Genomic DNA, 24,671 nt, shown 5'->3' with positions numbered 1-24,671 from the left:
ATTTTTAAACGTGGCTCGAAGAAGCCGGCAGAAACCGCAGCGGAAACTGCGGCAGCAGAGGAAAAGAAGGACTAAGACTCGGTTCTGATCCTGTGACATCGTGCATATGCTCTTACCAAAGGCAGCGTCGCACAGAGTCCGTCTGAAGGCTTTGTGCGGTGTGATCCAAAACTTTTTGGGAACGGAGCGAGGACGATGCAGAAACGAATCATCCAATGGGTTGCAGCAGGACTGGCAGCGGTGATTGCCATAGGAAGTCTGGCAGGCGCTTTTCTGTCCTGCAGTGCGGCGGAGCAGCCGGAGGTATCGGCGGTTTCCAGCGTGCTGATGGAAGCCGTGACCGGCGAGGTGCTCTACGAGAAGAACGCACGGGAGCCACGTCCCATGGCGAGCACGACGAAAATCATGTCGGCGCTGCTCTGTCTGGAGAGCGGCGATCTGGACACAGAGTTCACCGTTGATTCGCAGGCGATTCAGGTGGAGGGCTCCTCCATGGGATTGGTGGAGGGGGACACAGTCACCAAGCGTGCCCTGTGTTATGGCATGCTGCTGCCCTCCGGCAACGATGCCGCCGGTGCAGCTGCTGTGCGGGTTGCCGGAAGCATCCCCGCTTTTGTGGCGCAGATGAACGAGCGTGCTGCTGCGCTGGGTCTGACGCAGACGCATTTTGTGACACCCTCCGGACTGCACGACGATGACCACTATTCCACCGCCTGTGATATGGCGGTGCTTGCTGCATCAGCACTGCAAAACGAGAACTTTCGGGAGATCTGCGCCCAGTCTTCGGCGCAGGTCTGCTTTGGCAATCCGCCATACCAGCGCTGGCTGAAAAACAGCAATAAGCTGCTGACCATGGATGAGAGCGTCATCGGCGTAAAGACAGGCTTTACCGACGAGGCCGGACGCTGTCTGGTATCGGCAGCGGAGCGAAACGGCGTGACCTTGATTTGCGTCACACTGGCAGACCCCAACGACTGGCAGGATCACCTGTCCCTGTATGACTGGGGCTTTTCGCAGGTGACACCGGCGGAGGTGTCTCTGCCGGAGGACTGGCGCATGCCGGTCGCCGGCGGTACAGCACAGGAAGTGGCGCTGCAATCGGAGGAGAAGCTCACCGTGGGCACGGCAGACGGCAGCATGCCGCAGCTGGAATACCAGCTGGAAACAGCGCCGTTCCTCTATGCGCCGGTGTCTGCCGGGCAGAGTGCGGGAACATGGCGTGCCATGCTGAACGGGCGGGAAGTCGCCCACGGGAAGCTCTGCGCAGCGGAAACCGTGGCGTACCGGCAGCCCGTGGAAAAACGGACGGCGCACCATGCATTTCCCGTGCGGATTTGGAAACGAATACAATCATTTTTTCAGAAATAGGAGTTTAATGTGGAAAAAATCAGAATCCAGAAATTGCTGGCAGATGCAGGATACTGTTCCCGCCGTAAGGCGGAGGAGCTGATCTCCGGCGGAAAAATCAAAGTAAACGGCCATCCGGTCAAGCTGGGGGACAAGGCGACAGTTGCCGATCTGATCACGGTCAACGGCGAGCGTGTCTACCTGCCACGAAAGAAAACCTACCGCTATCTCATGCTGCACAAGCCCAGAGGCTATGTGACGACGACCTCGGACGAACTGGATCGCCGCTGTGTCATGGATCTGCTGGAGGATGTGGAGGAGCGTGTCTACCCCATTGGCCGTCTGGACAAGGATTCCGAGGGCCTGCTGCTGCTCACTAACGACGGCACATTCGCCAACGGCATCATGCACCCCAGCCGGCATATTAGTAAGACCTACCGTGTGACAGTACGGCCGGATGTCACCGAAGAACAGCTGGTCACCCTCTCTCAGGGCATGGAGCTGGACGGAAAGATGACCATGCCGGCAACGGTGGTGGTAAAGACCAAGGAGCCGGGGCGTGTGGTACTGCTCATGACCATTCAGGAGGGCAGAAACCGTCAGATTCGCCGGATGTGCGAGGCAGTCGGGCTGGAAGTGGCACGTCTGCGCCGCATCAGCGTCGGGCCGGTAAAACTCGGTATGCTGAAGCCGGGTACATACCGTGACCTGACACCGGACGAACTGCGTGCTCTGCGCAACGCCATCGGAAAGGGTGAGGCAGACGGTGCAAAACCTAAGCCGGCGAAGTCCAGACCCAGAACTGCCGGCGCAAGATCCAAATCGGGGAACCCCAACAAACCCAGAAATCGGCGGTAACCGCTGTTTTTTTAGAAAGGAGGACAAGCGATGCCAATTTGTATTTCTCCCCAGCTGCCGGCGTTTCAGACGCTGGCGGAGGAAAATATTTTTGTGATGGACGCAGATCGTGCAGTACATCAGGATATCCGTCCTCTGCGCGTTCTTGTGCTCAATCTCATGCCGAAAAAAATTGTGACGGAATGTCAGTTCCTACGGCTACTCAGCAATACGCCGCTTCAGGTGAACGTGGAATTTCTGCACGTGTCCAGCCATATCAGCAAGAACACCTCGCAAAATCATCTGTCCACATTTTACCGCACGTTCTCGGAGATTCAGGATCAGTATTATGATGGCTGCATCATCACCGGTGCGCCGGTAGAACATCTGAAATTTGAGGATGTGGACTACTGGAACGAGATCTGCGAGATTATGGAGTGGACGAAGCACCATGTCTTTTCCACCATGCACATCTGCTGGGCAGCGCTGGCAGGGCTGTACTACCATTTCGATGTGCCGAAATACGACCTGCCTCAGAAGATGTTCGGTGTCTTTCCGCAGAAAGTGCTGGCACCGCACTGCCAGCTGCTCCGTGGCTTCAACGATGTGTTCCATGCCCCTCATTCCCGTCATGCCGAAGTGCATCGGGAGGACATTGAGAAAGTGCCGCACCTGCGGATCCTAACGGAATCGGAGCTGTCCGGTGTGCACATTGTTGCCAACAAAAACGGCAGACAGTATTTTATCACGGGACACTCGGAGTATGATCGGGATACCCTGAAAGAGGAGTATTTCCGAGATCGGGAAAAGGGTGCAGAGATCGCCGTGCCCTACGGTTATTTCCCCGATGACGACCCTGCAAAGGAACCGCATTTCAGCTGGGGATGCAGCGCAAATCTGCTGTTTTCCAACTGGATCAACCACTGTGTATACCAGCTGACGCCGTATGATCTGACGGCGCTGGAACTGTACAATTGGGAGTGGGAAGCAGGACTTTGAGCGTCTGCGGTATCTGCTGAAAAATAAAACCCCGTCTGCACTGGAGCCTTGGTGCAGACGGGGTTTTTGTCTCATAATGCGGTCTAACGATTTCTTAGAGGTATGTCAGGAACTGGGATGCCAGAACCACCAGAACCAGTGCAATCGGATAAGTTGCAGCGTAAGCACTTGCAACATTTGGGGTACCGCTGGTGTTGATCAGCGCACCCAGCGCCGGTGTGCTGGTCATACCGCCGGTGATGGAACCGAGGTTGTTGAACAGGCTCAGCTTCAGCACCTTCTTTGCCAGGAAGAAGCCGATGAACAGCGGAATGGTGGTCATCAGTGCGCCCCACAGGAACAGCAGCGGGCCGTACTTTTGCAGCGTTTCTACGAAACCAGCACCGCCGTCAACGCCGGCACCGATGAGGAACAGAACCAGTCCCCACTCCTGAAAGACTTCCAGCAGGTGCTTGTTGACCTTCAGGCTCAGCTTGCCGATTCTGCCGAAGTGGCCGAAAATCAGACCCATGATCAGCGGACCGCCGGTAGTGCCCAGATTGAAGGAGCCTGCGCCCAGCGGAATGTTGATGCAGCCCAGAATGGCACCAGTCAGAACGGTCAGGGCAAATGCACCCAGACCGAATTTGTCCATTTCAAACAGCTTTTTCTGCTTCAGCGGACTTCCTTCGCCAGTGTCTACAGAAGTCAGCTTTGCACGCTCTTCTGCCATGTTTGCCTTTAGAACCTTCGGCACGATCTGAACGAACAGAACTACGCCGATAACGCCGAACGGGTAGGCAACAGCGTGGCCGACTGCGATCTCCTTAAAGACCGGACTGCTCTCGCCGATGGCCTCCTGTGCAGCGGCAAATGCCGGCGTACTGGTCAGCGCACCGGACAGCAGGCCAACGCTCATTGCTGAGTTCATTTCCGGAACCAGCAGCGTCACAGCTGCGCAGACAGCTGCGCCGGAGAGGATGATGACAGCGCCCAGAAGCACATAGGACTTTGCGTTCTTCTTCAGGTTCTTGAAGAACGTGGGACCGGCGATCAGTCCGACGGATGTGACAAACAGGATCAGACCAAAGCTCTGGATTAACTTAAAGTAGAAGTTGACGGCATCCACTGCCTCGGTGTCTGCCACCCATGCGGCAATGCCGTTGTCGCCGAATGCCACGCCCTTGAAATGGCCGACAAACAGAGCAACCAGGAAAATTGCGGCGGTTCCCAGAGAAACGCCCTTGATGGTGATTTTGCCCAGCAGGTATCCCACCACGATAATGGCGAAGACAAAGAACAGGACAATGACAATGGATGACATGCTAAACAGATGCGTCCCTGCCACTTCAAATAGTTTTAGATGCATGAAACAGATTCTCTCCTCTTTTTTTGTTGGGTACACAAGCGGCTCTCACAGGATGTTCCGAGGGCATGCATACGCTCGGAACATCCTGATGTTTGTGTACGGGATGGCTTGGAATGCTGCACATAGGTTCACGCACCGCTGCGCTCCAAACATAGCGCACATCTGGAGCGTGGTGGTGTGTATAGAAGTATGCTGCTTTTCATTCCATAATATTATCATTATACCGGAATTTTTTTACCTTGTCAATATTTGTGGTATCATCCAGCAAAAAAATGTGAAAATCAAACAAGAGGAAAATCAGAACTTTTTTTCTTTTTGCATGAAGTGTCAAAAATTCCGAGTGCTTTTGAAATGCATCCGGCATCAGCTGTCCTCCTGCGCCGGTGTTGTGGTGGCAGCTGCTGCCGTGACGACCGCAGCACCACGGCTTTTCAGCAGTTCTGCGCAGCGGTTCATGGTGCTCCCTGTGGTGAGGACATCGTCGCACAGCAGGATGCGGTATCCGGTCAGGTCAGCGGTTTGCGGGATCTGGAAGTGTCCGGTGTTGGCAGCACGTTCTTTGGCGGAGAGGGTGTGCTGTGCTGCGCCGGTTCCCGTGTCCTCCAGCAGATCGGCACGCAGGGGAATGCCGGTGGCGGAGGACATTTCCCGTGCGATCTCCTCCGCCGGATTGAAGAACCGCTTTTTCTTTTTGCGCTTTGCCATGGGAACCGGAACGATCAGATCATAGGCGAGCAGCTCCGGATCAGCGATGATCATTCTGCCCAGCGCCTCCCCACAGGCGTAGGCAAAGTTTTTGCTCTCGGCACGCTTGAGGGAGAGGATTCCGCTGCGTGCCGGCTCCTGATACAGTGCAGCAGCAATGGCGTGGTCATAGGCAAGCCCTCTCTCGCAGAAACAGCTCTCCACCGGTTTTCCGCAGCCGGGACAAAACGTGTCCGGCGGAAGCTGGAACAGCGTCTGGCACATGTCACACAGATAACGGTTCCAAGGAATTTTCCGATGGCAGCAGGGACACTGGTTGGGGTAGAGCAGATCCAGTAGAAACAGCTGGATTTTCCGGCGCTTTTTCATGGCTTTCGCACTTCCTTTCTGCTCCTATTATAGCACGGCCGGCACTGTCTGACAAGATGCAGTCAGTTGCTTTCCGGAATGCGGGCAATTTCGGCGATGTTTCCCGCCAGTTCGGCGTAGACGGAAACCGTTCCCGCCTGCTGTGCCTCCGCAGACAGCATGGGCGTGTCCACAATAAATTCCAGCACATTGGCACCGCTTCCGCAGGCACGGTACCGGCGTGTGCTGTCAGTGTGGCAGTCCGCCTTGACATCGCCAACGGTGACGGTAAACTGCGCACCGCTGTCCAGCGTCACCTGAAACCGTTCTCCGCAGCCCTCGTTTAGCCAGCCTGTCCCCATGGCGACCAGATAGTCCTCGCCCAGACGGCGCAGCCCCTGGTCATCCGTCCATGCGGACTGCTGGAGCTGGTACTGCCGGGAGGCAGTGTCGGTGATAGTACGATAGTCCATGTACGCCTTGAACCACGTTTCCTGTGCTCCCAGCAGTGTCTGTGCCTCGATGGGCTGCAATTCCAGCGCTGCGGCGGCAGGCTCTGTTACCGCCGGAACGGTTTCTGTGACCGTCGGTTCTGACGGAATCTCGGCGGAACTTTCACACGCTGCGGCTTGTACCATTTCTGCGGTGCAGACGAGCTCTGTGTGCGGAATGGGGGCAGTAGTGGTGAGCGCCGTTGTCTGCGCCAGAGCGGTCGTTTCCACGGCCGGTGCAGCAGTTGCGGAAACGGCGCTTGTTACGGACTGAGACTGTGCCGTAACAGCCGCCGTGGCGGTCTGTCCGGCGATGGCTGCGGCGGATAATGCGGACTGCGGCGGGACAGCGTGCTGGGAGATTCGCTCCCACTGAGGAATCTGGCAGCAGAGAGCAGTGCCAAAAATGCCGGCAAACAGCAGACAGGTGAACTGGTGAAAATGCAGCATATGTACCTCCTGTTCCTTGAAAAAACGATGGAATTTGTACGAATTGACAAAAACGTGATGCCATTCCATGTGCAAATCGCCGAAATTCTGAGAAGTTCCTCGAAAGCGCTTGACAGTGCCGGAAGTTTTGCGTATACTAAACTTAGTGAAATTCCATGAGCAAAAGTAAGTAACCTGCAAGACGGCAGCACAGAGAGTCGGGGATGGTGTGATCCCGATGTGTACGAGGTGTGGTGAATGGGTTTGTGAGAAGCGTGGCAAACGGATGGCAGCATCCCAGTAGTCATTGCCGCAGCTCCTGCGTTATCGGGAGAGGATATATCCGGCATGACCGGCGTATCTGTGAGAGGGAGATAGAATAGTTATCTCTGAAGTTGGGTGGCAACACGTAGATGTATCAGTCTGACGTCCCATAGTATGGGGACGTCAGGCTTTTTTTATTTTATGCAAAAGGAGCGAGTCATATGCTGAAACCTTCCTTAGAAGAAGTGAAACAATTTGCAAAACAGTACAATACCATTCCGGTGTTCTACGAGTTTTCGGCAGATAACCAGACACCGCTGAATATTTACACTGCATTTGCAAAGAACAGTAAAAATTCCTTTATTTTGGAGAGCGTGAGCAACGGCGTACAGTGGGATCGGTATTCATTCATCGGATTTTCGCCGGAAAAGGAAATCCGCATGATGGGAAACACGGCGGAGATTCGCTCCGGCGATGCGGTGCAGACCGAACAGGTGGAAGAGCCCATCGCATTCCTGAAGAAGATGCTGGCAGAATACCGTGCGCCGTCATATCCGGACGCACCGCACTTTACTGGCGGACTGATCGGCTACTTTGGCTATGACACCGTTCGCTATGTGGAAAAGCGTCTGACCAATGTGCCGGAGGATGATATTCACATGCCGGACTGCCACTTGTTCCTGTATGAGGAGCTGATCGCCTACGACCATCTGACCAGTAACGGCATCGTCATCCTGAACCTGCACACCGACGGCGACCTTGGCGCACAGTACGCTGCTGCACAGTGGCGTGCAGAGGAGCTGGCACACATCGTGCGGAACTACCACTGCCAGCCCCAGGAAACACATCATAAGGGCGAGGCAATGGTGCACTCCAACCTGACCAAGGAGCAGTACAGCAAGATGGTGCAGGACGCAAAGGAGTACATCCGAAACGGCGATATCTTCCAGATCGTCCTCTCCCAGCGGTTCGAGATCAGCAATCCGCCGGACAGCTTCTCCGTATACCGCCGGCTGCGTGCCACCAATCCGTCACCGTACCTCTATTATTTCCACACACCGGAGTACGATGTGGCAGGCGCTTCGCCGGAGATGCTGGCAAAGGTGACCAACGGAATTGTACACAACCGCCCCATTGCCGGCACCAAGCCCCGTGGAAAGACCGCACAGGAGGACGCAGCCAATGAAAAGGCGCTGCTCGCCGATCCTAAGGAACGTGCAGAGCACACCATGCTGGTGGATCTGGGCAGAAATGACGTGGGAAAGGTCTGTGAGTTCGGCTCGGTAGAGGTCACCCGCTATATGGTGACGGAGCGTGCCTCCAAGGTCATGCATCTGGTCTCCGATGTGGAGGGCAGACTTCGCAGCGACCAGACCGCACTGGATGCCCTTATGGCAATCCTTCCGGCGGGCACCCTCTCCGGTGCGCCCAAGGTACGGGCAATGGAGCTGATCGACAAGTTCGAGAACAAGAAGCGTGGACTGTACGGCGGTACCGTCGGCTATCTGGGATTTGACGGAAACATCAATACCTGCATCGCCATCCGCACCGTCCTCTTCGCAAATGACAAAGCATATGTACAGGCAGGAGCCGGCATCGTAGCAGATTCTGTGCCGGAAAATGAGTATTACGAAACCGTCAACAAGGCACTTGCAGTGATCAACGCCATTAAGGAGGCAGAACAATGATCTTGCTCATTGATAACTACGATTCTTTCACGTATAACCTGTATCAGTACATCGGCGAACTGTACGCAGATGTCAAAGTCGTCCGGAACGATGAGATCACCATTCCGGAGATCGAAGCACTGGCACCGCAGGCGCTGATCTTCTCGCCGGGGCCGGGCTATCCCAAGGATGCCGGCATCACGGTAGAGGCGATTCGCCGCTTCAGCGGAAAGCTCCCCATGCTGGGCGTGTGTCTGGGACACCAGTCCATCTGTGAGGCGTTCGGCGGAACGATCGTCCGTGCAGCACACCTGATGCACGGCAAGGCAAGCAAGATCACACTGGACAGCGACTGTCCGCTCTTTTCCAATCTGCCCTCTGTGGTATCCTGCGGCAGATATCACTCCCTGATCGCACAGGAGAGTGACTTCCCGTCCTGCCTGAAAGTGACGGCACGTGACGAGAACAGCCAGATCATGGCGCTGGCACACCGGGAACATCCCACCTACGGCGTGCAGTTCCATCCGGAATCCATCCTCACCGATGAGGGCAAACGGATGCTCGCCAATTTCCTCAATCTGATTCCCGGCGTTTCCGTTTCGGTTCCGGCTTCCAAGGTGGAGCCGCCGAAGAAGGCACTCTGCAAGTATGCGGCAAAGGTGGTAGACGGAAACGACCTGACAGAACAGGAGGCCATGGAGGCCATGGATATCATCATGAGCGGCGGTGCAACCAATGCGCAGATCGGCTCGCTGCTGACGGCGCTGCGCATGAAAGGCGAGACCATCGCTGAGATCATCGGTTTTGCCAAGGGCATGCGTGCCAAGGCAAAGCATGTGGCTGGCTGTGAGGAGAGCGTGGACATCGTGGGAACCGGCGGCGATCTGGCGAATTCCTTTAATATCTCTACCACCTCATCGTTTGTTATTGCTGCGGCAGGCATGCCGGTGGCAAAGCACGGCAACCGCAGCGTTTCCAGCAAGAGCGGCGCAGCGGATGTGCTGGAGAGTCTGGGCGTGAAGATTCAGACCGCACCGGAGGAGGCAAAGGCATCCATCGAAACGGTGGGGCTCTCGTTCCTGTTTGCGCAGAGCTATCACGGCTCTATGAAATACGTTGGGCCGGCACGAAAGGAAATGGGACTGCGCACTGTATTCAACATTCTCGGTCCGCTGACCAATCCGGCATCCACCAATTATATTGTACTGGGCGTGTATGAAAAGGCACTCCTGCCGGTAATGGCACAGGTGCTCATCGGTTTGGGCATCAAGCGTGCCATGATCGTCTACGGCAACGACCGGCTGGACGAGATCTCCGTTTCCGACAGCACCTCTGTGGCAGAGGTGCGGGACGGCAAGGTCAAGGAATATGAGATCGCACCGGAGGACTTCGGTCTGCCGCGGGGCAGCAAGGAGGACATCGTGGGCGGTACTGCCGATGAGAATGCCTTCATCACCCGTGGAATTCTGGACGGCTCCATTCAGGATGCCAAGCGGAATATCGTTCTGCTCAACGCCGGCTGTGCCCTGTATATCACCGGAAAGGCAGGGAGCATTGCGGACGGTGTGGCACTGGCAGCCGAGCAGATCGACAGCGGAAAGGCGCTGGAAAAGCTGAACGAGTTTGTGGCATTTACCAATCGACAGGACTAAGGAGAGGCGCATATGATTCTGGATGAAATTATGGCCGCCAGAAAAGAACAGCTGGCACGGGAACAGAAACGGGTTTCTTTCGCAGAGATGCAGCAGCGTGCAGCACAGGCACTCGCCCGCAGAACGCCGGTCTCTCTGGCAAAGGCACTGCGGAAGAGCACCCTCTCCTGCATCTGCGAAGTGAAAAAAGCATCCCCCTCCAAAGGGCTGATCTGTCCGGATTTTCATCCGGTGGAAATTGCAAAGGCATATGAGGCAGCAGGTGCCAACGCTATCTCCTGCCTGACAGAAGAGCATTATTTTCAGGGGTCGTCAGAATATCTGGCAGCGATCCGGCAGGAAGTGCAGATTCCGATCCTGCGAAAGGATTTCATCTTCGACTCCTATCAGATTTATGAGGCAGCGGCAATCGGTGCAGATGCACTGCTCCTGATCGCAGCAGTGCTGGAACCGGAAAAGCTGGCAGCGCTGTATCAGCTGGCGTATTCCCTGGGACTGGAAGTTCTGGTAGAGGTGCACAGCCGTGAGGAGCTGGAGAGCATTCGGGGGATTCAGCCCCGGATTCTGGGCGTCAATAACCGGAATCTCAAGACCTTTGAGGTCAGTCTGGACACCGTGGCAAAGCTGAAGCCCTACGCACCGCAGGATGCCGTGTTCGTTTCGGAGAGCGGTATCCGGAACAATGCGGATATGAAACAGGTTCGTGCACTGGGTGCCGATGCCGTGCTGGTGGGCGAAACGCTCATGCGCAGCGGCGATGTGGCACAGACTTTGCACCAGCTGCGGGAGGGCGTATGAAAATCAAGTTTTGCGGCATTCGGCGGCTGGAGGACGTGCAGTTCTGCAACGAATTGCAGCCTGACTATCTTGGCATGATCTTATCCGCCGGATTTCGCCGGACGGTTTCCCCGGAAACAGCGAAACAGCTGGTAAACGCCAAGCGCAGCAGCATTGCCGCTGTGGGCGTGTTCGTCAACGAAACGCCGGAGCAGATCGCCGAAGTGCTGAAGCACGTTCCGCTGGATGTCATTCAGCTCCACGGCAGTGAGACGGCAGAGGTCGTTTCGGGCGTGCGATGGCGTACCGGACTCCCGATTTGGAAAGCGGTTCGTGTGCAGCGTGCGGCAGAGATTGCCGCTGCACAGCAGCTGGGCGCCGACCGGCTGATTTTGGAGGGACATGTTCCCGGACAGGCTGGCGGAACTGGTGTTATTGCGGACTGGCATCTGATCGCCGATGCAAGACCTGCGCAGCTGTTCTTTCTGGCTGGCGGGCTGACACCGGAAAATGTGGCAGATGCAATTGCGCTGGTGCAGCCGGACGGTGTGGATTTTTCCAGCGGCATTGAAACGAACGGTGTGAAAGACATAGAGAAAATGAAAACAATTGTGAAAATTATACGAGGTGGAAATCATGGGTAAGGTAGGAAGATTTGGAGAGTTCGGCGGACAGTATGTGCCGGAAACCGTCATGAATGCAGTGCATGAGCTGGAAGAAGCTTATGACAAATACGGAAACGATCCGGAGTTCCTGGAGGAGTACCGGACACTGCTGCGGGATTACGCCGGCAGACCGTCCATGCTCTATTATGCAGACCGGATGACCAAAGACCTGGGCGGCTGTAAGATTTACCTGAAGCGGGAGGATCTGAACCACACCGGTGCGCATAAGATTAACAACGTGCTGGGACAGATCCTGCTGGCAAAGAAAATGGGCAAGAAGCGGATCATCGCCGAGACCGGTGCCGGACAGCACGGCGTGGCAACTGCAACTGCCTGTGCAATGTTTGATATGGAATGCGAGATCTATATGGGAAAAGAGGACGTTCGCCGTCAGCGGCTGAACGTATACCGGATGGAACTGCTGGGGGCAAAGGTCAACAGCGTGGACAACGGCACTGCAACACTGAAGGATGCCATCAACGAGGCAATGCGTGACTGGGCGACCAACATCGACACCACCTTCTACCTCATCGGTTCTGTTATGGGTCCGCACCCGTATCCGACCATGGTGCGTGACTTCCAGAAGGTCATTGGCGAGGAAGCCAAGAAACAGCTGATGGAAAAAGAAGGCAGACTGCCGGATTGTGTGGTTGCCTGTGTCGGCGGCGGTTCCAATGCCATGGGTATGTTCTACGATTTCATTCCGGACAAGAGCGTGCGTCTGGTGGGCGCAGAAGCTGCCGGAAAGGGCATCGAAACCAAGCTGCACGCTGCCACCGTTGCCAAGGGCAGTCTGGGCATTTTCCACGGCATGAAGTCCTATTTCCTCCAGAACGAAGAGGGACAGATCGCTCCCGTTTACTCCATTTCTGCCGGTCTAGACTACCCCGGCGTTGGTCCGGAGCACGCCAACCTCTATAAGACCGGCCGTGCAGAATACCTGCCCATCACCGATGAAGAGGCAGTACAGGCACTGGAATACCTCTCCAGAACCGAGGGCATCATTCCGGCAATCGAGTCTGCACACGCAGTGGCAGCAGCCATGAAGATTGCACCGGAGATGAAGCCGGATGAGATCATGATCATCAACATTTCCGGCAGAGGCGACAAGGATATGCAGCAGATTGCAGAATACAGAGGAGTGAAGATCGATGACTAAGAATAAAATTGATGCAAGACTGGAACAGTGCAGGGCTGAGGGCAGGAAGGCACTGATCACCTTTATTACCTCCGGTGACGGCGGATACGATGTGACAGAGCAGGCAGTTCTGGAAATGGAAAAGAATGGTGCAGACCTGATCGAACTGGGCGTGCCGTTTTCCGATCCCATTGCCGAGGGTCCGGTGATCCAGTGCGCCAGCGAGCGCTCCCTGAGAAACGGCACCACACTGGCAGGCATTTTCGAGATGGTGCGCCGGCTGCGGAAAAAGATCAATGTTCCGCTGCTGCTGATGATGTACCTGAACACCATTTTCCGGTTCGGAACCGACCGCTTTTTCTCGCTCTGCGAGGAGTGCGGAATTGACGGTGTCATCGTGCCGGACATTCCCTTTGAGGAAAAGGACGAGATTCAGGGCAGCGCAGATGCGCACAATGTCCACAACATCAGTCTGGTAACCCCTGCCAGTGAAAACCGGATTCAGATGATCGCTTCGGAAGCAACGGGCTTCCTGTACTGTGTGTCCTCCAACGGTGTCACCGGTGTGCGCAGCGAATTCCGCACCAACTTTGCGCCGTTCTTTGAGAAGATCCACAAGTACGCAAAGGTTCCCTGCGCTGTGGGCTTCGGAATTTCCGGACCGGAATCAGCCAGGGAGATGAGCCGGTACTGTGACGGCGTCATTGTCGGCAGTGCCGTTGTCCGTCTGGTAGAGCAGTACGGCAAAGAAGCACCGGAAAAGATCGGAGCATTCGTCAAGAGCCTGCGGGATGCGCTGGATGCATAAACATCTGGCGCATGCCGGGATACATCCGGAAAATCTTTTGAAAAAATATTGACAATGGGCTGAAAATCTGCTATACTAATGAGTAATCAAATAGTATGAAGATCAGCGAAGAACGGATTGACTGCGCAATGGCTGTACAGAGAGGGCACGTTTGGTGAAAGTGTCTCAGCCGGAACGCAGGTGCTTCCCGGGAGCTGTTTCGGGAAACCGAAACGTATGTCCTGCGTTAAAGGATCACGAGGGAGAAGTTCCCGGCGAACTTCTCTGAACTTGGGTGGTAACACGAAGGCTTTCGTCCCATTTGGCGGCGAAAGCCTTTTTTGTATTTTTTTCCGGTTTGCCGGAGCAACAGGAGGAAACGCATATGCTGCCAATGGATTGTCACACGCACACCGGCATTTCTCCCGATGGAACGGGAACAGTCGCCGGTCATGCGGAACAGGCGAAAAGGCTGGGGCTGCCGGTGCTTGCCCTGACGGAACACGTGGAGATGAACCGCTATTTTCCACAGGCGCACTATGGCATTTTGCCGCGGAACGAGTGGGAGATCTTCGACCACGCCGCCGTGCTGGAACACTCTTTGCAGGCGGTGGCAGCGGAGAAGGAACAGGCTGTTGCCGATGGTCTGACGCTGCTGTGCGGGATGGAGATGGGGCAGCCCAATGCGGACTTTGGACTGTCCGAGTCTGTGGCGGCGGATGTGCGGCTGGATTTCATCATTGCATCGCTGCACGAGCTGCTGGAAAAGCCGGACTTCTTTTGTCTGGACTATCAGACGGAAAACATTCCGGCACTGATGGAGGCGTATTTCAGCCAGCTGTATGACATCTGCCGTTGGGGACACTTTGACGTGCTGGGGCATCTGACCTACCCGCTCCGCTATATTGAGGGGGAGGCAGGAATTCCGGTACCGCTGGAACCCTATGAGGAACAGATTCGCTGCTGCTTCAGAGCACTGGCGGAAAACGGCAGGGGAATCGAGCTGAACACCTCTGGCTATCGGCAGAAGTACGGCAAACCGTTCCCCACACTGGAATACCTGAAGCTCTATCGGGAGATGGGCGGAGAAGTCCTGACGTTTGGCTCCGATGCCCACTGCGCTGAAGATTTGGGAAAAGGAATTGCGGATGGCGTGGCGCTGGCAAAGGCGGCGGGCTTCTCCCATGCCTGCTACTTTGTGAAGCGGAAGCCGGTATTCCTGAAGCTTTCGTAGGCATCTGTCCCTGTGAACATGATTTCACAGGTTCCAGAAGATCGGACAGCACCGCAAAAAGACGGTGCTTCCAAAAAATTTCAGAAAGGATGGGTTTTCTCATGAAAGAACAACTGGTAGAATTATTGCAGCAGAACGCACGGCTCACCAATGCGGAGCTGGCGGTGATGCTGGGAAGCAGCGAAGCGGAGGTCGCAGCGGCGATTCGGGAACTGGAAAATGACGGCGTGATCAAGGGCTACAGTGCCATTGTCAATGACGAGCTGGCGAACAAAGATCAGGTCACTGCCATCATTGAACTGCGTGTTACCCCCAAGCGGGACTGCGGTTACGAGGAAATTGCCCACACCATTATGCAGTATGACGAGGTGGAGAGCATTTCTCTGATGGCCGGCGCTTATGATCTGGCGGTCACGGTCAAGGGCACCAATGTCAAGGACGTTTCCATGTTCGTTTCCCAGTGCCTGGCACCGCTGGAGGGCGTGCTGTCCACGGCGACCTACTTCATTTTGAAGAAGTACAAGGAAAAGGGCATTATTATCGAAGGCGAAGAAAAGGACGAGCGGGGCTACTATTTCCCGTGAGTTGACAGGAAGAAAGGGGAGAACAGACGTGTTGAATTATGACACGCTTCTTTCAGATCAGGTAAAGAAAATGAAGCCCTCCGGCATTCGGAAATTTTTCGATCTTGCTGCAATGATGGAGGGTGTGATCAGTCTGGGTGTCGGCGAGCCGGACTTCCAGACACCGTGGATGGTGCGGAAAGCTGCGGTAGACAGTCTGGAACGAAAGCGCATGGTATACACCGCCAACTCCGGTATGATGGATTTGCGGAAAGAGATCTGCAACTACATCCAGCGCAAGTATCAGATCACCTATCATTCGGAGCATGAGACGCTGGTGACCGTGGGCGGTTCTGAGGCAATTGACCTTGCTATTCGTGCCGTTGTCAATCCGGGGGATGAGGTGCTGGTTGTCGAGCCGTCGTTCGTCTGCTATAAGCCCATTGTGGAGCTGATGCACGGTGTCGCTGTGCCCATCTCCACCAAGCTGGAAAACAGGTTTAAGCTCACCGCAGAAGAACTGCGTTCGCACATCACCGAGCGCACCAAGCTGCTGATCCTGCCGTATCCCAACAATCCCACTGGCGGTATCATGACACGGAAAGATCTGGAGGCAATCGCTGAGGTTCTGCGGGATACCAACATTCTGGTACTGACGGACGAGATCTATTCGGAGCTGACCTACGGCAGAAAACACGTTTCCATCGCCTCCATTGACGGCATGTGGGAGCGCACCATCTATGTCAGCGGTTTCTCCAAGGCATTTGCCATGACGGGCTGGCGCTTGGGCTATGTCTGTGCGCCGGAGCCTATTGCAAAGCAGATGCTGAAAATCCACCAGTACGCCATTATGAGCGCACCGACGCTGAGCCAGTATGCAGCCATTGTTGCCCTGCGGGAATGCGATAAAGACGTGCAGAAAATGGTGGAGGAGTACAATGTTCGCCGGCGGATGCTGGTGGACGGGTTCAACCGCATCGGTCTGACCTGTTTCAATCCGGAGGGCGCATTCTACATGTTCCCCTGCATCCGTAGCACCGGTATGAGCAGCGAGGAATTCTGCGAAAAGCTGCTGCAGGAGGAAAAAGTAGCAGTGGTGCCGGGAAATGCCTTTGGCGACAGCGGAGAGGGCTTTGTCCGTGTTTCCTACGCCTATTCCCTCAAGCACTTGCAGGAGGCACTGCGCCGGATGGAGAACTTTGTGAACCGGCATCAGGGAGAATCCAAATGAATGCGGTGACGAGAAAAGCGCCGGCGAAGATCAATCTGGGTCTGGATATCGTGGGACGGCGTGCCGATGGGTATCACCTGCTGGAAACGGTGTTTCAGACGGTTTCCGTTTACGACTGCTTGACGGTTTCGCACCGGACGCAGGCGGGAATCTCTCTGACGTGTTCGGTGAAAAACGTGCCGTGCGATGCCACCAATCTGGTGTGGAAAGCGGCGGAGGCGTTCTGCCGTGCAGCGGAAATCACACCGCAGTTTCACATCGATCTGGAAAAGCACATTCCCTCACAGGCTGGCATGGGCGGCGGCAGTACCGATGCAGCAGCAGTGCTGCTGGCGCTGCAAGAACTGACCGGTGTGACACTGCCGCAGGAGCAGCTGCTGCAAATCGCCGTAAAGCTTGGGGCAGATGTGCCGTTTTTCCTGTACGGCGGAACGGCGTATGCCGCCGGAATCGGCGAGGCGTTGGAGCAGCTTCCGGCGTGTGCGCTGCCTTATCTGGTGATTGCCAAGGGAAACGAAGGCGTTTCCACGCCGGCAGCATATCGTGCTGTAGATGCGCTGGTCTGTCCCAAGCATCCGCCGGTGCAGAAGCTTCGTGAGGCGCTGATTGCCGGCGCAGGCGTGCAGGAAATCGCACCCCTCTGCGGAAATCTGTTCGAATCGGCGGTTGCGCTGCCGGAGGTGACAGCCATTCGTCAGCAGATGCTGGCGAGCGGTGCGCTGTGCAGCGTGATGACCGGAAGCGGTGCAGCGGTGTTCGGGATTTTTGACGGACAGGAGCAGGCAGAGCTTGCCTGCGCTGCCCTGCGAAATGTCGTGCCGTTTGCCGTTTGCTGTCATACCGCAACAGAATAACAACCACGGATGACAGCCCGAAAATCGGCGCTGCCATCCGTTTTCTTTTTGGCGCTTTTGTAAAAAGATTGACAAAACAAGTTGATTCTGTTATACTGATCGGAAAGGAAGGTAACACTTTTTCAAAAAAGAAAGGAATTGACTATGCAAAAAAAGCGAGTTTTTGCCGTTCTCCTGGCGGCTGGAATTTTGTTGGGGTTGGCAGGATGCGGAAACCGGAAAGCGTCCGCACCGGAAAAGAAGATGGGCAAGGAAGACCAGACGACGGCGGTGGAAGTGACGGAGGCGCTGGAAACCGAGTCGGAGACAACCGGGGTGACCACCGCACAGGCAGCGGAAACCGAACCGGAAACGACAGCGGAGGAAACCGAGCCGGAAATCACCAGCGGAACACTGACCGACGCATCCGGCGACTTTACCTATACCGGAGAACTGAAATGGGTGGGCGACGAGGATCACGGCTATTTGCAGGTGCCGGCAGACTATACAATCTTTCACGATGCGGATGACCAGATCGGATTGGTGCAGTATTGCAAAGGCCCGTATAATATTGTGACGCTTCACCGGTTCACAGGTGCGCCGGTGGAAGAGGCCACCCAGAACTTCTACGCTTCCATGGAGGCGGAGGACAACTGCGACAAACTGGAAGTAGCAAAGGTGCAGGTCGGCGGATACGATGCCAATCAGATCTACGCCTACTATTCGGATACGGCGCAGTATCTGGTGGTGTGGCTGATTGCCGATCCGGAGGACGATCAGGCGTGCTACTATCTGGCAATGGAATTTACGCAGGATAACGCCAATCTGGTAGGCTGTTCGGCAAGCTTTACGCCCCATCGGGATTAAGGATATGCGATTCCCTGTGCAAAAATTCGGGGAAAATCTGACGGAAGCAGACGGCGCACTGCTTTTTTCTTGTGAAATTTCACGAAAAAGGGAAAAATGCGCCGGTGTTTTCAAAAATAGGGTTGCTATTTTTCGAGGAGTATGGTACGATAAAAAGAGTCTGTGCAGTTTGCGCAGGGAGTTTTAGCGTCTGTTTTTGCAGCCGGCATTTTTGAAAAGAGAAGCGCTGCCGAACGGGCGCTTAGAAAGCGTAGGAACTATGGAAAAAATGAATCAAAATATGACAATTGCAATCGCCGGAACCGGTTACGTCGGACTGTCCAATGCCATTCTTATGGCACAGCATCACAAGGTGTACGCCGTGGATATCGTGCCGGAGAAGGTCGATCTCATTAATCAGAGAAAATCTCCCATTGTTGACAAGGAAATCGAGGAGTATCTGGCGGAGAAGGACTTGGATCTGACGGCAACGCTGGACGGCAAGAAAGCGTACAGCGAGGCAGATTTTGTCGTGATCGCTGCCCCCACCAACTACGACAGCCAGAAGAATTTCTTTGACACCTCTGCGGTAGAGGCGGTGATCGAGCTGGTACTGGAGTGCAATCCCAATGCGGTGATGATTATTAAGTCCACCATTCCGGTGGGCTATACCACCTCCATTCGGGAAAAGTATCACACCAACCGCATTCTGTTCAGTCCGGAATTTCTGCGGGAGGGCCATGCGCTGTATGACAACCTCTATCCGTCCCGTATCATTGTGGGCACGGATATGGCAGATCCGGAGCAGGTGGAGATCGCCAGGACATTCGCCGGACTGCTGCAGGAGGGCGCCATCAAGGAGAATGTGGACACCCTGCTCATGGGCTTTACCGAGGCGGAGGCAGTCAAGCTCTTCGCCAATACGTATCTGGCGCTGCGTGTCAGCTACTTCAACGAGCTGGATACCTATGCAGAGATGAAGGGTCTGGATACCAAGCAGATCATTGACGGGGTTTGTCTGGATCCCAGAATCGGCAGCCACTACAACAACCCGTCCTTCGGCTACGGCGGATACTGCCTGCCCAAGGACACCAAGCAGCTGCTGGCAAACTATGCGGACGTACCGGAAAACCTCATTGAGGCAATCGTTGCCGCCAACTCCACCCGTAAGGATTTCATCGCTGACCGTGTGCTGCAAATGGCGGGCTGCTATAGCTACGACGAGGACAACACGTTTGATGCATCGAGAGAAAAGCCTGTTGTGATTGGCGTGTTCCGCCTGACCATGAAGGCAAACAGCGACAACTTCCGCCAGTCCAGCATTCAGGGCGTGATGAAGCGCATCAAGGCAAAGGGCGCTACGGTTGTGATCTACGAGCCGACACTGGAGAACGGCACAACATTCTTTGGCAGCCGTGTGGTCAACGATCTGGACGAGTTCAAGCAGATGTGTCAGGCAATCATCGCCAACCGGTATGACTCCTGTCTGGATGATGTGCGGGAAAAGGTTTATACCAGAGACATTTTCAAGAGAGATTGAGGAACAATAGATGAAAGGTATTATACTCGCCGGGGGTGCCGGCACGAGATTGTATCCCCTGACCATGGTGACCTCGAAGCAGCTGCTTCCGGTCTATGATAAGCCCATGATCTACTATCCCCTGTCCACCCTGATGCTCGCCGGCATTCAGGACATTCTGATTATTTCTACCCCCACCGACACACCCCACTTTGAGGCGCTGCTGGGGGACGGCAGCCAATTCGGCATCCACCTGTCCTATAAAGTACAGCCCTCTCCGGATGGACTGGCGCAGGCGTTTTTGCTGGGCGAGGAATTCATCGGAGGAGATGCCTGCGCCATGGTGCTGGGAGATAACATCTTCTATGGCAATGGCTTCGGCACCCTGCTGCGCAGTGCAGCGAAGAATGCGGTTTCCGGCAAGGCGACAGTCTTTGGCTACTACGTCAACGATCCGGAGCGCTTCGGCATTGTGGAATTCGATCAGGACGGCAAGGCAGTTTCCATTGAGGAAAAACCGGCACAGCCCAAGAGCAACTACGCCGTGACCGGACTCTATTTCTATCCGGCAGGTGTCTCCGAAAAGGCAAAACAGGTGAAGCCCTCCGCCCGTGGAGAACTGGAGATCACCACGCTGAACGACATGTATCTGCAGGACGGCGACCTGAACGTGAAGCTGCTGGGTCGTGGCTTCGCATGGCTGGACACCGGAACCATGGACAGTCTGGTGGAGGCTGCAAACTTCGTCAAGATGATCGAAGACCGGCAGGGCATTACCATTTCTGCGCCGGAAGAGATCGCATTCATCAATCACTGGATCACCAAGGAGAAATTGCAGGAATCGGCAGAACGCTACGGCAAATCTCCTTACGGCGCACACCTGAAGGCGGTTGCAGAAGGTAAAATCAGATATTAAGAATAAGGGGCAATTGACTATGACCATTATCGTAACAGGCGGTGCCGGTTTCATCGGCTCCAACTTCGTTTTTCATATGCTGAAAGCACATCCGGACGATCGCATTGTTTGTCTGGACAAGCTGACCTATGCCGGAAATCTGTCCACACTGGAACCGGTGATGGACAATCCGAATTTCCGGTTTGTCAAGCTGGACATCTGCGACCGTGAGGGCGTGTACAAGCTCTTCGAGGAGGAAAAGCCGGATGTTGTTGTCAACTTTGCAGCAGAATCCCATGTAGACCGCTCCATTGAGAATCCAGAGATCTTCCTCCAGACCAATATCCTCGGCACGGCTGTGATGATGGATGCCTGCCGGAAGTACGGTATCCAGCGCTACCATCAGGTTTCCACCGACGAGGTATACGGCGACCTGCCGCTGGACAGACCGGATCTGTTCTTCACCGAGGAAACGCCCATCCACACCAGCAGCCCGTACTCCTCCTCCAAGGCGGGCGCAGATCTGCTGGTGCTGGCGTACCACAGAACCTACGGACTGCCGGTGACCATCAGCCGCTGCTCCAACAACTACGGCCCGTATCATTTTCCGGAAAAGCTGATTCCTCTGATGATTGCCAACGCACTGGCAGACAAGCCTCTGCCGGTGTACGGCAAGGGCGAGAATGTGCGGGACTGGCTGTATGTGGAGGATCACTGCAAGGCAATCGACCTCATCATCCACAACGGCAAGGTCGGCGAAGTCTACAACGTGGGCGGTCACAATGAGATGAAGAACATCGATATTGTCAAGCTGATCTGCAAGGAACTGGGTAAGCCGGAGAGCCTGATTACCTATGTCACCGACCGTAAAGGTCACGATATGCGTTATGCTATCGACCCGACCAAGATCCACAACGAACTGGGCTGGCTGCCGGAGACAAAGTTTGCAGACGGCATCAAAAAGACCATTCAGTGGTATCTGGACAACCAGAAGTGGTGGAAGGACATCATTTCCGGCGAATATCAGGACTACTATGAAAAAATGTACAGCAATCGGTGAGGAAGACAGATGAGAGTATTTGTAACAGGTGTCGGCGGACAGCTTGGGTTTGACGTGGTCAACGAACTGAAAAAGCGTGACTATGAGGCAATCGGCAGCGATATTCTGGACAAAGTTTCTGCGGACTGCGCCTATGTCAAGCTGGATATCACCGATGCAGATGCTGTGGAAACCGCAATCACAGAAGTGAATCCGGATGTTGTCATTCACTGCGCTGCATGGACCGCAGTGGACGCTGCCGAGGACAAGGAGAATCTCTCTAAGGTGCGTGCCATCAATGTGGACGGAACCCAGAATATTGCAAATGTCTGCAAAAAGCTGGACTGCAAGATGATCTACATTTCCACCGACTATGTTTTCGATGGACAAGGCACAGAGCCATGGCAGCCGGACTGCAAGGACTATGCACCGCAGAATGTCTATGGACAGACAAAGCTGGACGGTGAACTCGCAGTAAGCAGTACACTGGACAAGTATTTCATTGTCCGCATTGCCTGGGTATTCGGCAAGAACGGCAAGAATTTTATCAAGACCATGCTGAACGTGGGCAAAAAGTACGACACCGTGCGGGTAGTCAATGACCAGATCGGAACGCCGACGTATACCTACGATCTGGCACGGCTGCTGGTGGATATGGCGGAAACTGAAAAGTACGGCTATTATCATGCCACCAATGAGGGCGGCTATCTCAGCTGGTACGACTTCACCTGTGAGATTTTCCGGCAGGCCGGGTATTCCACAAAGGTGATACCGGTAACTACAGCGGAGTACGGACTTTCCAAAGCAGCAAGACCTTTTAACAGCAGATTGGACAAAACGAAGCTGAGAGAAAACGGTTTTACACCGCTTCCGGATTGGAAAGACGCACTGGCAAGATATCTGAAGGAGATTACAGATTAATGGGACAGATCAAGGTAACAAAAAATGTCGCCGGAATCGAGGGGCTTTGCGTTATCGAACCGGCCGTGCATGGAGATGCCAGAGGCTACTTCATGGAAACATACAATCAGAGAGAGATGCAAGAGGCGGGCATCCACGTGAATTTCGTACAGGACAACCAGTCCATGTCCGCTAAGGGTGTGCTGCGTGGACTGCACTTCCAGAAGCAATACCCGCAGACAAAGCTCGTCAGAGTGATCAAGGGCAGGGTTTTTGATGTTACCGTTGACTTGCGAAAGGGTTCCAGAACCTACGGCAAGTGGTACGGCGTGGAGCTGACCGAGGAGAACAAGAAGCAGTTTCTGATCCCCAAGGGGTTTGCACACGGCTTTCTGGTGCTCTCGGATGCAGCGGAGTTTTGCTACAAGTGCGATGATTTTTGGCATGCGAATGATGAGGGCGGTCTGGCATGGAATGATCCGGAGATCGGAATCGTTTGGCCGGAGCTGATCGGCGCTTATTCCGGCTCGGCTTCGCCGGAGGGTTACGCACTGGCAGACGGCACACCGCTGAACCTGAGCGAGAAGGACACCAAGTGGCTGGGACTGAAAGAGACGTTTCACTTCTAAGGTAGCACTGTATTGTGGCAGGCAGTAAGGTGATCTGCATGAAAACCGGAATCCAGTGGAAAGACTAAAAAAACGGCGTTTTCCCTCTGTATCACAGAGTAGAAAGCGCCGCTTTTTTTAGATGCTGAACGGATTTTTATGAATTTGGCCTTTCGGCACAGATTTCCAGCCATGCCGGTCGGAATCCGCTGCGAATGGCGATGTTCCAAGAATGGTAGTTTGCAATACTGGTTCCATAAAATGGAATCGCATGCAGATCCTGCAAAATGCGGTTGCGCAGCAGCGTGACCAGGTAAGTTCCCAGTCCTTTGGAGCGATATTCCGGAAGAACATCAATGCCGATTTGCAGCCAGCCTGCCATGTCTTCGGAACAGCCAGCCATTCCCATAAGCTGCGTTCCGTGATAGGCGCATACCGCCAGAACATCTGGTCGATTTGGTGTGCATTCCGGACAAATGGCGTTGGGAAAACTGGGGCTTCCATAGAATGGCAGAAGTTCCTCTTGCGTGAGCCATACCACAGAGCAATCCTGACGGGGCGGGATATCTAACGCTTGGGATGTGGGGAGAAACATATGGTAGGTCTCTGTGAGGTGATACCCATGCTTTTGCAGCTCCTGTTCCAACGGTATCAGGTTCGGAATCTGAAAGAACGCATGTCCGGGCTGGCACTGCACCCATTGATGCAGAAATGGGTGCAGCTTCGGGGAAGCGCTGATAACAGCATTTCCGCCAGTTGTTGCCATGTGGAAAAAGTGGCGTTTTTGGTTGTAAATTCTGCCCTTTGTCACAAGCACAGTTGGTGTGAGGATATTTTCGGATTTCTGAAAATCTTCCGGTGTACAGCAGTATTCCTGCGCAAGCATGGCTGTGAGTGCTGTAAAATAGTGCTTCTGATGCATGAGATATCCCTCCTTTTGCGGTGTATTATAGCATATTTCAGCGATGCTGTCAATCAGGATATGCTGGCAGAAGACAGCTTCACCTGCATATCCTTAGGCAAAAAGCGGTTTTTCCTTGCATCTGTGAAAAAGCCGGTGCGTTCCCTTGACAAGACGGCGGGGAATTTGTTATAATATTATGGTATAGCAAAAGTGTTCGCAGATAGAGCAGGCAACTTGCAGGTTTATTTGCAGCGCCAATCATGAAAGGAATGATGGACAATGGGATTGACCCTGACGGAAAAAATCCTGAAAGCCCACTTGGTAGAGGGCGAAATGGTAAAGGGTTCTGAGATCGGAATCCGCATCGACCAGACACTGACACAGGATGCCACCGGCACAATGGCATATTTGGAATTTGAGGCAATGGGAGTTCCCCGTGTACGCACGGAGCGCAGCGTTGCCTATATCGATCACAACACCCTGCAGAGCGGTTTCGAAAACGCAGATGACCACCGTTTCATCGGCAGCGTTGCCAAGAAGCACGGCATCTATTTCTCCCGTCCCGGCAATGGTATCTGCCATCAGGTGCATCTGGAGCGCTTTGGCGTGCCGGGCAAGACCCTGATCGGCTCGGACAGCCATACC

Annotated in this window: 24 protein-coding genes; 20 read left to right on the top strand and 4 right to left on the bottom strand. The window is 54.6% G+C overall.

Annotation, left to right across the window (positions count from 1 at the left end):
• Positions 1 to 195 precede the first annotated feature (195 nt).
• The 3 genes from QZL66_RS05425 to metA are packed head-to-tail and all read left to right on the top strand — an operon-like array spanning position 196 to position 3,183.
• Positions 196 to 1,368: a D-alanyl-D-alanine carboxypeptidase family protein gene (locus QZL66_RS05425; RefSeq protein ID WP_022410722.1), complete on the top strand. Its 1,173-nt coding sequence runs from the start codon at positions 196 to 198 to the stop codon at positions 1,366 to 1,368.
• Positions 1,369 to 1,377: 9 nt separating this feature from the next.
• Positions 1,378 to 2,205, top strand: a complete 828-nt coding sequence (locus QZL66_RS05420; RefSeq protein WP_022410721.1) for a pseudouridine synthase — start codon at positions 1,378 to 1,380, stop codon at positions 2,203 to 2,205.
• A gap of 30 nt (positions 2,206 to 2,235) precedes the next feature.
• A complete protein-coding gene (gene metA, locus QZL66_RS05415; RefSeq protein WP_022410720.1) occupies positions 2,236 to 3,183 on the top strand; it encodes a homoserine O-acetyltransferase MetA in 948 nt (315 codons plus the stop codon).
• Between the two features lie 94 nt (positions 3,184 to 3,277).
• On the opposite strand, the gene QZL66_RS05410 is transcribed toward metA, so the two are convergent.
• The 3 genes from QZL66_RS05410 to QZL66_RS05400 form a co-directional block, all read right to left on the bottom strand.
• Entirely contained in the window at positions 3,278 to 4,531 is a 1,254-nt protein-coding gene (locus tag QZL66_RS05410; protein WP_022410719.1) for an aspartate-alanine antiporter-like transporter, read from the bottom strand.
• A 363-nt stretch (positions 4,532 to 4,894) separates the two neighbouring features.
• On the bottom strand, positions 4,895 to 5,605 hold the full coding sequence (locus QZL66_RS05405) for a ComF family protein (RefSeq protein ID WP_022410717.1): 711 nt from the start codon (positions 5,603 to 5,605) through the stop codon (positions 4,895 to 4,897).
• A gap of 62 nt (positions 5,606 to 5,667) precedes the next feature.
• Positions 5,668 to 6,525 carry a hypothetical protein gene (locus tag QZL66_RS05400; RefSeq protein WP_022410716.1) on the bottom strand — a complete coding sequence of 286 codons (858 nt, stop codon included), beginning with the start codon at positions 6,523 to 6,525 and terminating at the stop codon, positions 5,668 to 5,670.
• A 464-nt stretch (positions 6,526 to 6,989) separates the two neighbouring features.
• Between QZL66_RS05400 and trpE the strand changes: the two genes are divergently transcribed.
• The 16 genes from trpE to rfbC all read left to right on the top strand — a co-directional run bounded on the left by trpE (position 6,990) and on the right by rfbC (position 23,143).
• Positions 6,990 to 8,456 (top strand): anthranilate synthase component I, encoded by a 1,467-nt coding sequence (gene trpE / locus QZL66_RS05395; RefSeq protein ID WP_022410715.1) that lies wholly within the window; start codon positions 6,990 to 6,992, stop codon positions 8,454 to 8,456.
• Positions 8,453 to 10,087, top strand: a complete 1,635-nt coding sequence (locus QZL66_RS05390) for a bifunctional anthranilate synthase component II/anthranilate phosphoribosyltransferase (protein ID WP_022410714.1) — start codon at positions 8,453 to 8,455, stop codon at positions 10,085 to 10,087. The genes trpE and QZL66_RS05390 overlap by 4 nt, the downstream gene beginning before the upstream one ends.
• 12 nt (positions 10,088 to 10,099) lie before the next feature.
• Positions 10,100 to 10,885, top strand: coding sequence for an indole-3-glycerol phosphate synthase TrpC (gene trpC / locus QZL66_RS05385; RefSeq protein ID WP_022410713.1), 786 nt, complete (start codon positions 10,100 to 10,102; stop codon positions 10,883 to 10,885).
• A complete protein-coding gene (locus tag QZL66_RS05380; RefSeq protein ID WP_022410712.1) occupies positions 10,882 to 11,508 on the top strand; it encodes a phosphoribosylanthranilate isomerase in 627 nt (208 codons plus the stop codon). Before trpC ends, QZL66_RS05380 begins: the two co-directional genes overlap by 4 nt.
• Positions 11,501 to 12,688 (top strand): tryptophan synthase subunit beta, encoded by a 1,188-nt coding sequence (gene trpB, locus QZL66_RS05375; RefSeq protein WP_022410711.1) that lies wholly within the window; start codon positions 11,501 to 11,503, stop codon positions 12,686 to 12,688. The genes QZL66_RS05380 and trpB overlap by 8 nt, the downstream gene beginning before the upstream one ends.
• Complete coding sequence (gene trpA, locus QZL66_RS05370) at positions 12,681 to 13,475, top strand: tryptophan synthase subunit alpha (RefSeq protein ID WP_022410710.1); 795 nt, start codon at positions 12,681 to 12,683, stop codon at positions 13,473 to 13,475. Before trpB ends, trpA begins: the two co-directional genes overlap by 8 nt.
• Before the next feature lie 364 nt (positions 13,476 to 13,839).
• The gene (locus QZL66_RS05365; protein WP_022410709.1) at positions 13,840 to 14,688 is read left to right on the top strand and encodes a histidinol-phosphatase HisJ family protein; all 849 of its coding nucleotides are present in this window, start codon (positions 13,840 to 13,842) and stop codon (positions 14,686 to 14,688) included.
• 101 nt (positions 14,689 to 14,789) lie between these two features.
• Positions 14,790 to 15,272, top strand: a complete 483-nt coding sequence (locus QZL66_RS05360) for an Lrp/AsnC family transcriptional regulator (RefSeq protein ID WP_022410708.1) — start codon at positions 14,790 to 14,792, stop codon at positions 15,270 to 15,272.
• Between the two features lie 28 nt (positions 15,273 to 15,300).
• On the top strand, positions 15,301 to 16,482 hold the full coding sequence (locus tag QZL66_RS05355) for an aminotransferase class I/II-fold pyridoxal phosphate-dependent enzyme (protein WP_293601878.1): 1,182 nt from the start codon (positions 15,301 to 15,303) through the stop codon (positions 16,480 to 16,482).
• Positions 16,479 to 17,336: a 4-(cytidine 5'-diphospho)-2-C-methyl-D-erythritol kinase gene (gene ispE / locus QZL66_RS05350; protein WP_022410706.1), complete on the top strand. Its 858-nt coding sequence runs from the start codon at positions 16,479 to 16,481 to the stop codon at positions 17,334 to 17,336. Before QZL66_RS05355 ends, ispE begins: the two co-directional genes overlap by 4 nt.
• A 144-nt stretch (positions 17,337 to 17,480) precedes the next feature.
• A complete protein-coding gene (locus QZL66_RS05345) occupies positions 17,481 to 18,182 on the top strand; it encodes a hypothetical protein (RefSeq protein WP_022410705.1) in 702 nt (233 codons plus the stop codon).
• A 280-nt stretch (positions 18,183 to 18,462) separates the two neighbouring features.
• A complete protein-coding gene (locus QZL66_RS05340) occupies positions 18,463 to 19,701 on the top strand; it encodes a nucleotide sugar dehydrogenase (protein WP_226943291.1) in 1,239 nt (412 codons plus the stop codon).
• A 10-nt stretch (positions 19,702 to 19,711) separates the two neighbouring features.
• Positions 19,712 to 20,596 (top strand): glucose-1-phosphate thymidylyltransferase RfbA, encoded by an 885-nt coding sequence (gene rfbA / locus QZL66_RS05335; RefSeq protein WP_022410703.1) that lies wholly within the window; start codon positions 19,712 to 19,714, stop codon positions 20,594 to 20,596.
• A gap of 19 nt (positions 20,597 to 20,615) precedes the next feature.
• A complete protein-coding gene (rfbB, locus tag QZL66_RS05330; RefSeq protein ID WP_022410702.1) occupies positions 20,616 to 21,635 on the top strand; it encodes a dTDP-glucose 4,6-dehydratase in 1,020 nt (339 codons plus the stop codon).
• A 9-nt stretch (positions 21,636 to 21,644) separates the two neighbouring features.
• Positions 21,645 to 22,535: a dTDP-4-dehydrorhamnose reductase gene (gene rfbD, locus QZL66_RS05325; protein WP_022410701.1), complete on the top strand. Its 891-nt coding sequence runs from the start codon at positions 21,645 to 21,647 to the stop codon at positions 22,533 to 22,535.
• On the top strand, positions 22,535 to 23,143 hold the full coding sequence (gene rfbC / locus QZL66_RS05320; RefSeq protein ID WP_022410700.1) for a dTDP-4-dehydrorhamnose 3,5-epimerase: 609 nt from the start codon (positions 22,535 to 22,537) through the stop codon (positions 23,141 to 23,143). The genes rfbD and rfbC overlap by 1 nt, the downstream gene beginning before the upstream one ends.
• Positions 23,144 to 23,279: 136 nt before the next feature.
• Here rfbC and QZL66_RS05315 read toward each other — a convergent pair whose 3' ends face one another.
• The gene (locus tag QZL66_RS05315; protein WP_022410699.1) at positions 23,280 to 24,044 is read right to left on the bottom strand and encodes a GNAT family N-acetyltransferase; all 765 of its coding nucleotides are present in this window, start codon (positions 24,042 to 24,044) and stop codon (positions 23,280 to 23,282) included.
• Positions 24,045 to 24,305: 261 nt separating this feature from the next.
• On the opposite strand from QZL66_RS05315, the gene QZL66_RS05310 reads away from it, so the two are divergent.
• The coding region (locus QZL66_RS05310) for an aconitase family protein (RefSeq protein ID WP_293601877.1) at positions 24,306 to 24,671 on the top strand (366 nt) is incomplete at its 3' end.

The sequence above is a fragment of the Ruminococcus sp. CAG:330 genome (assembly GCF_000437175.1).
Lineage (GTDB): Bacteria > Bacillota > Clostridia > Oscillospirales > Ruminococcaceae > Ruminococcus_C.
The sequence above is the reverse complement of the archived record's forward strand: the minus strand, read 5'-3'. Positions and strand labels throughout refer to the sequence as shown.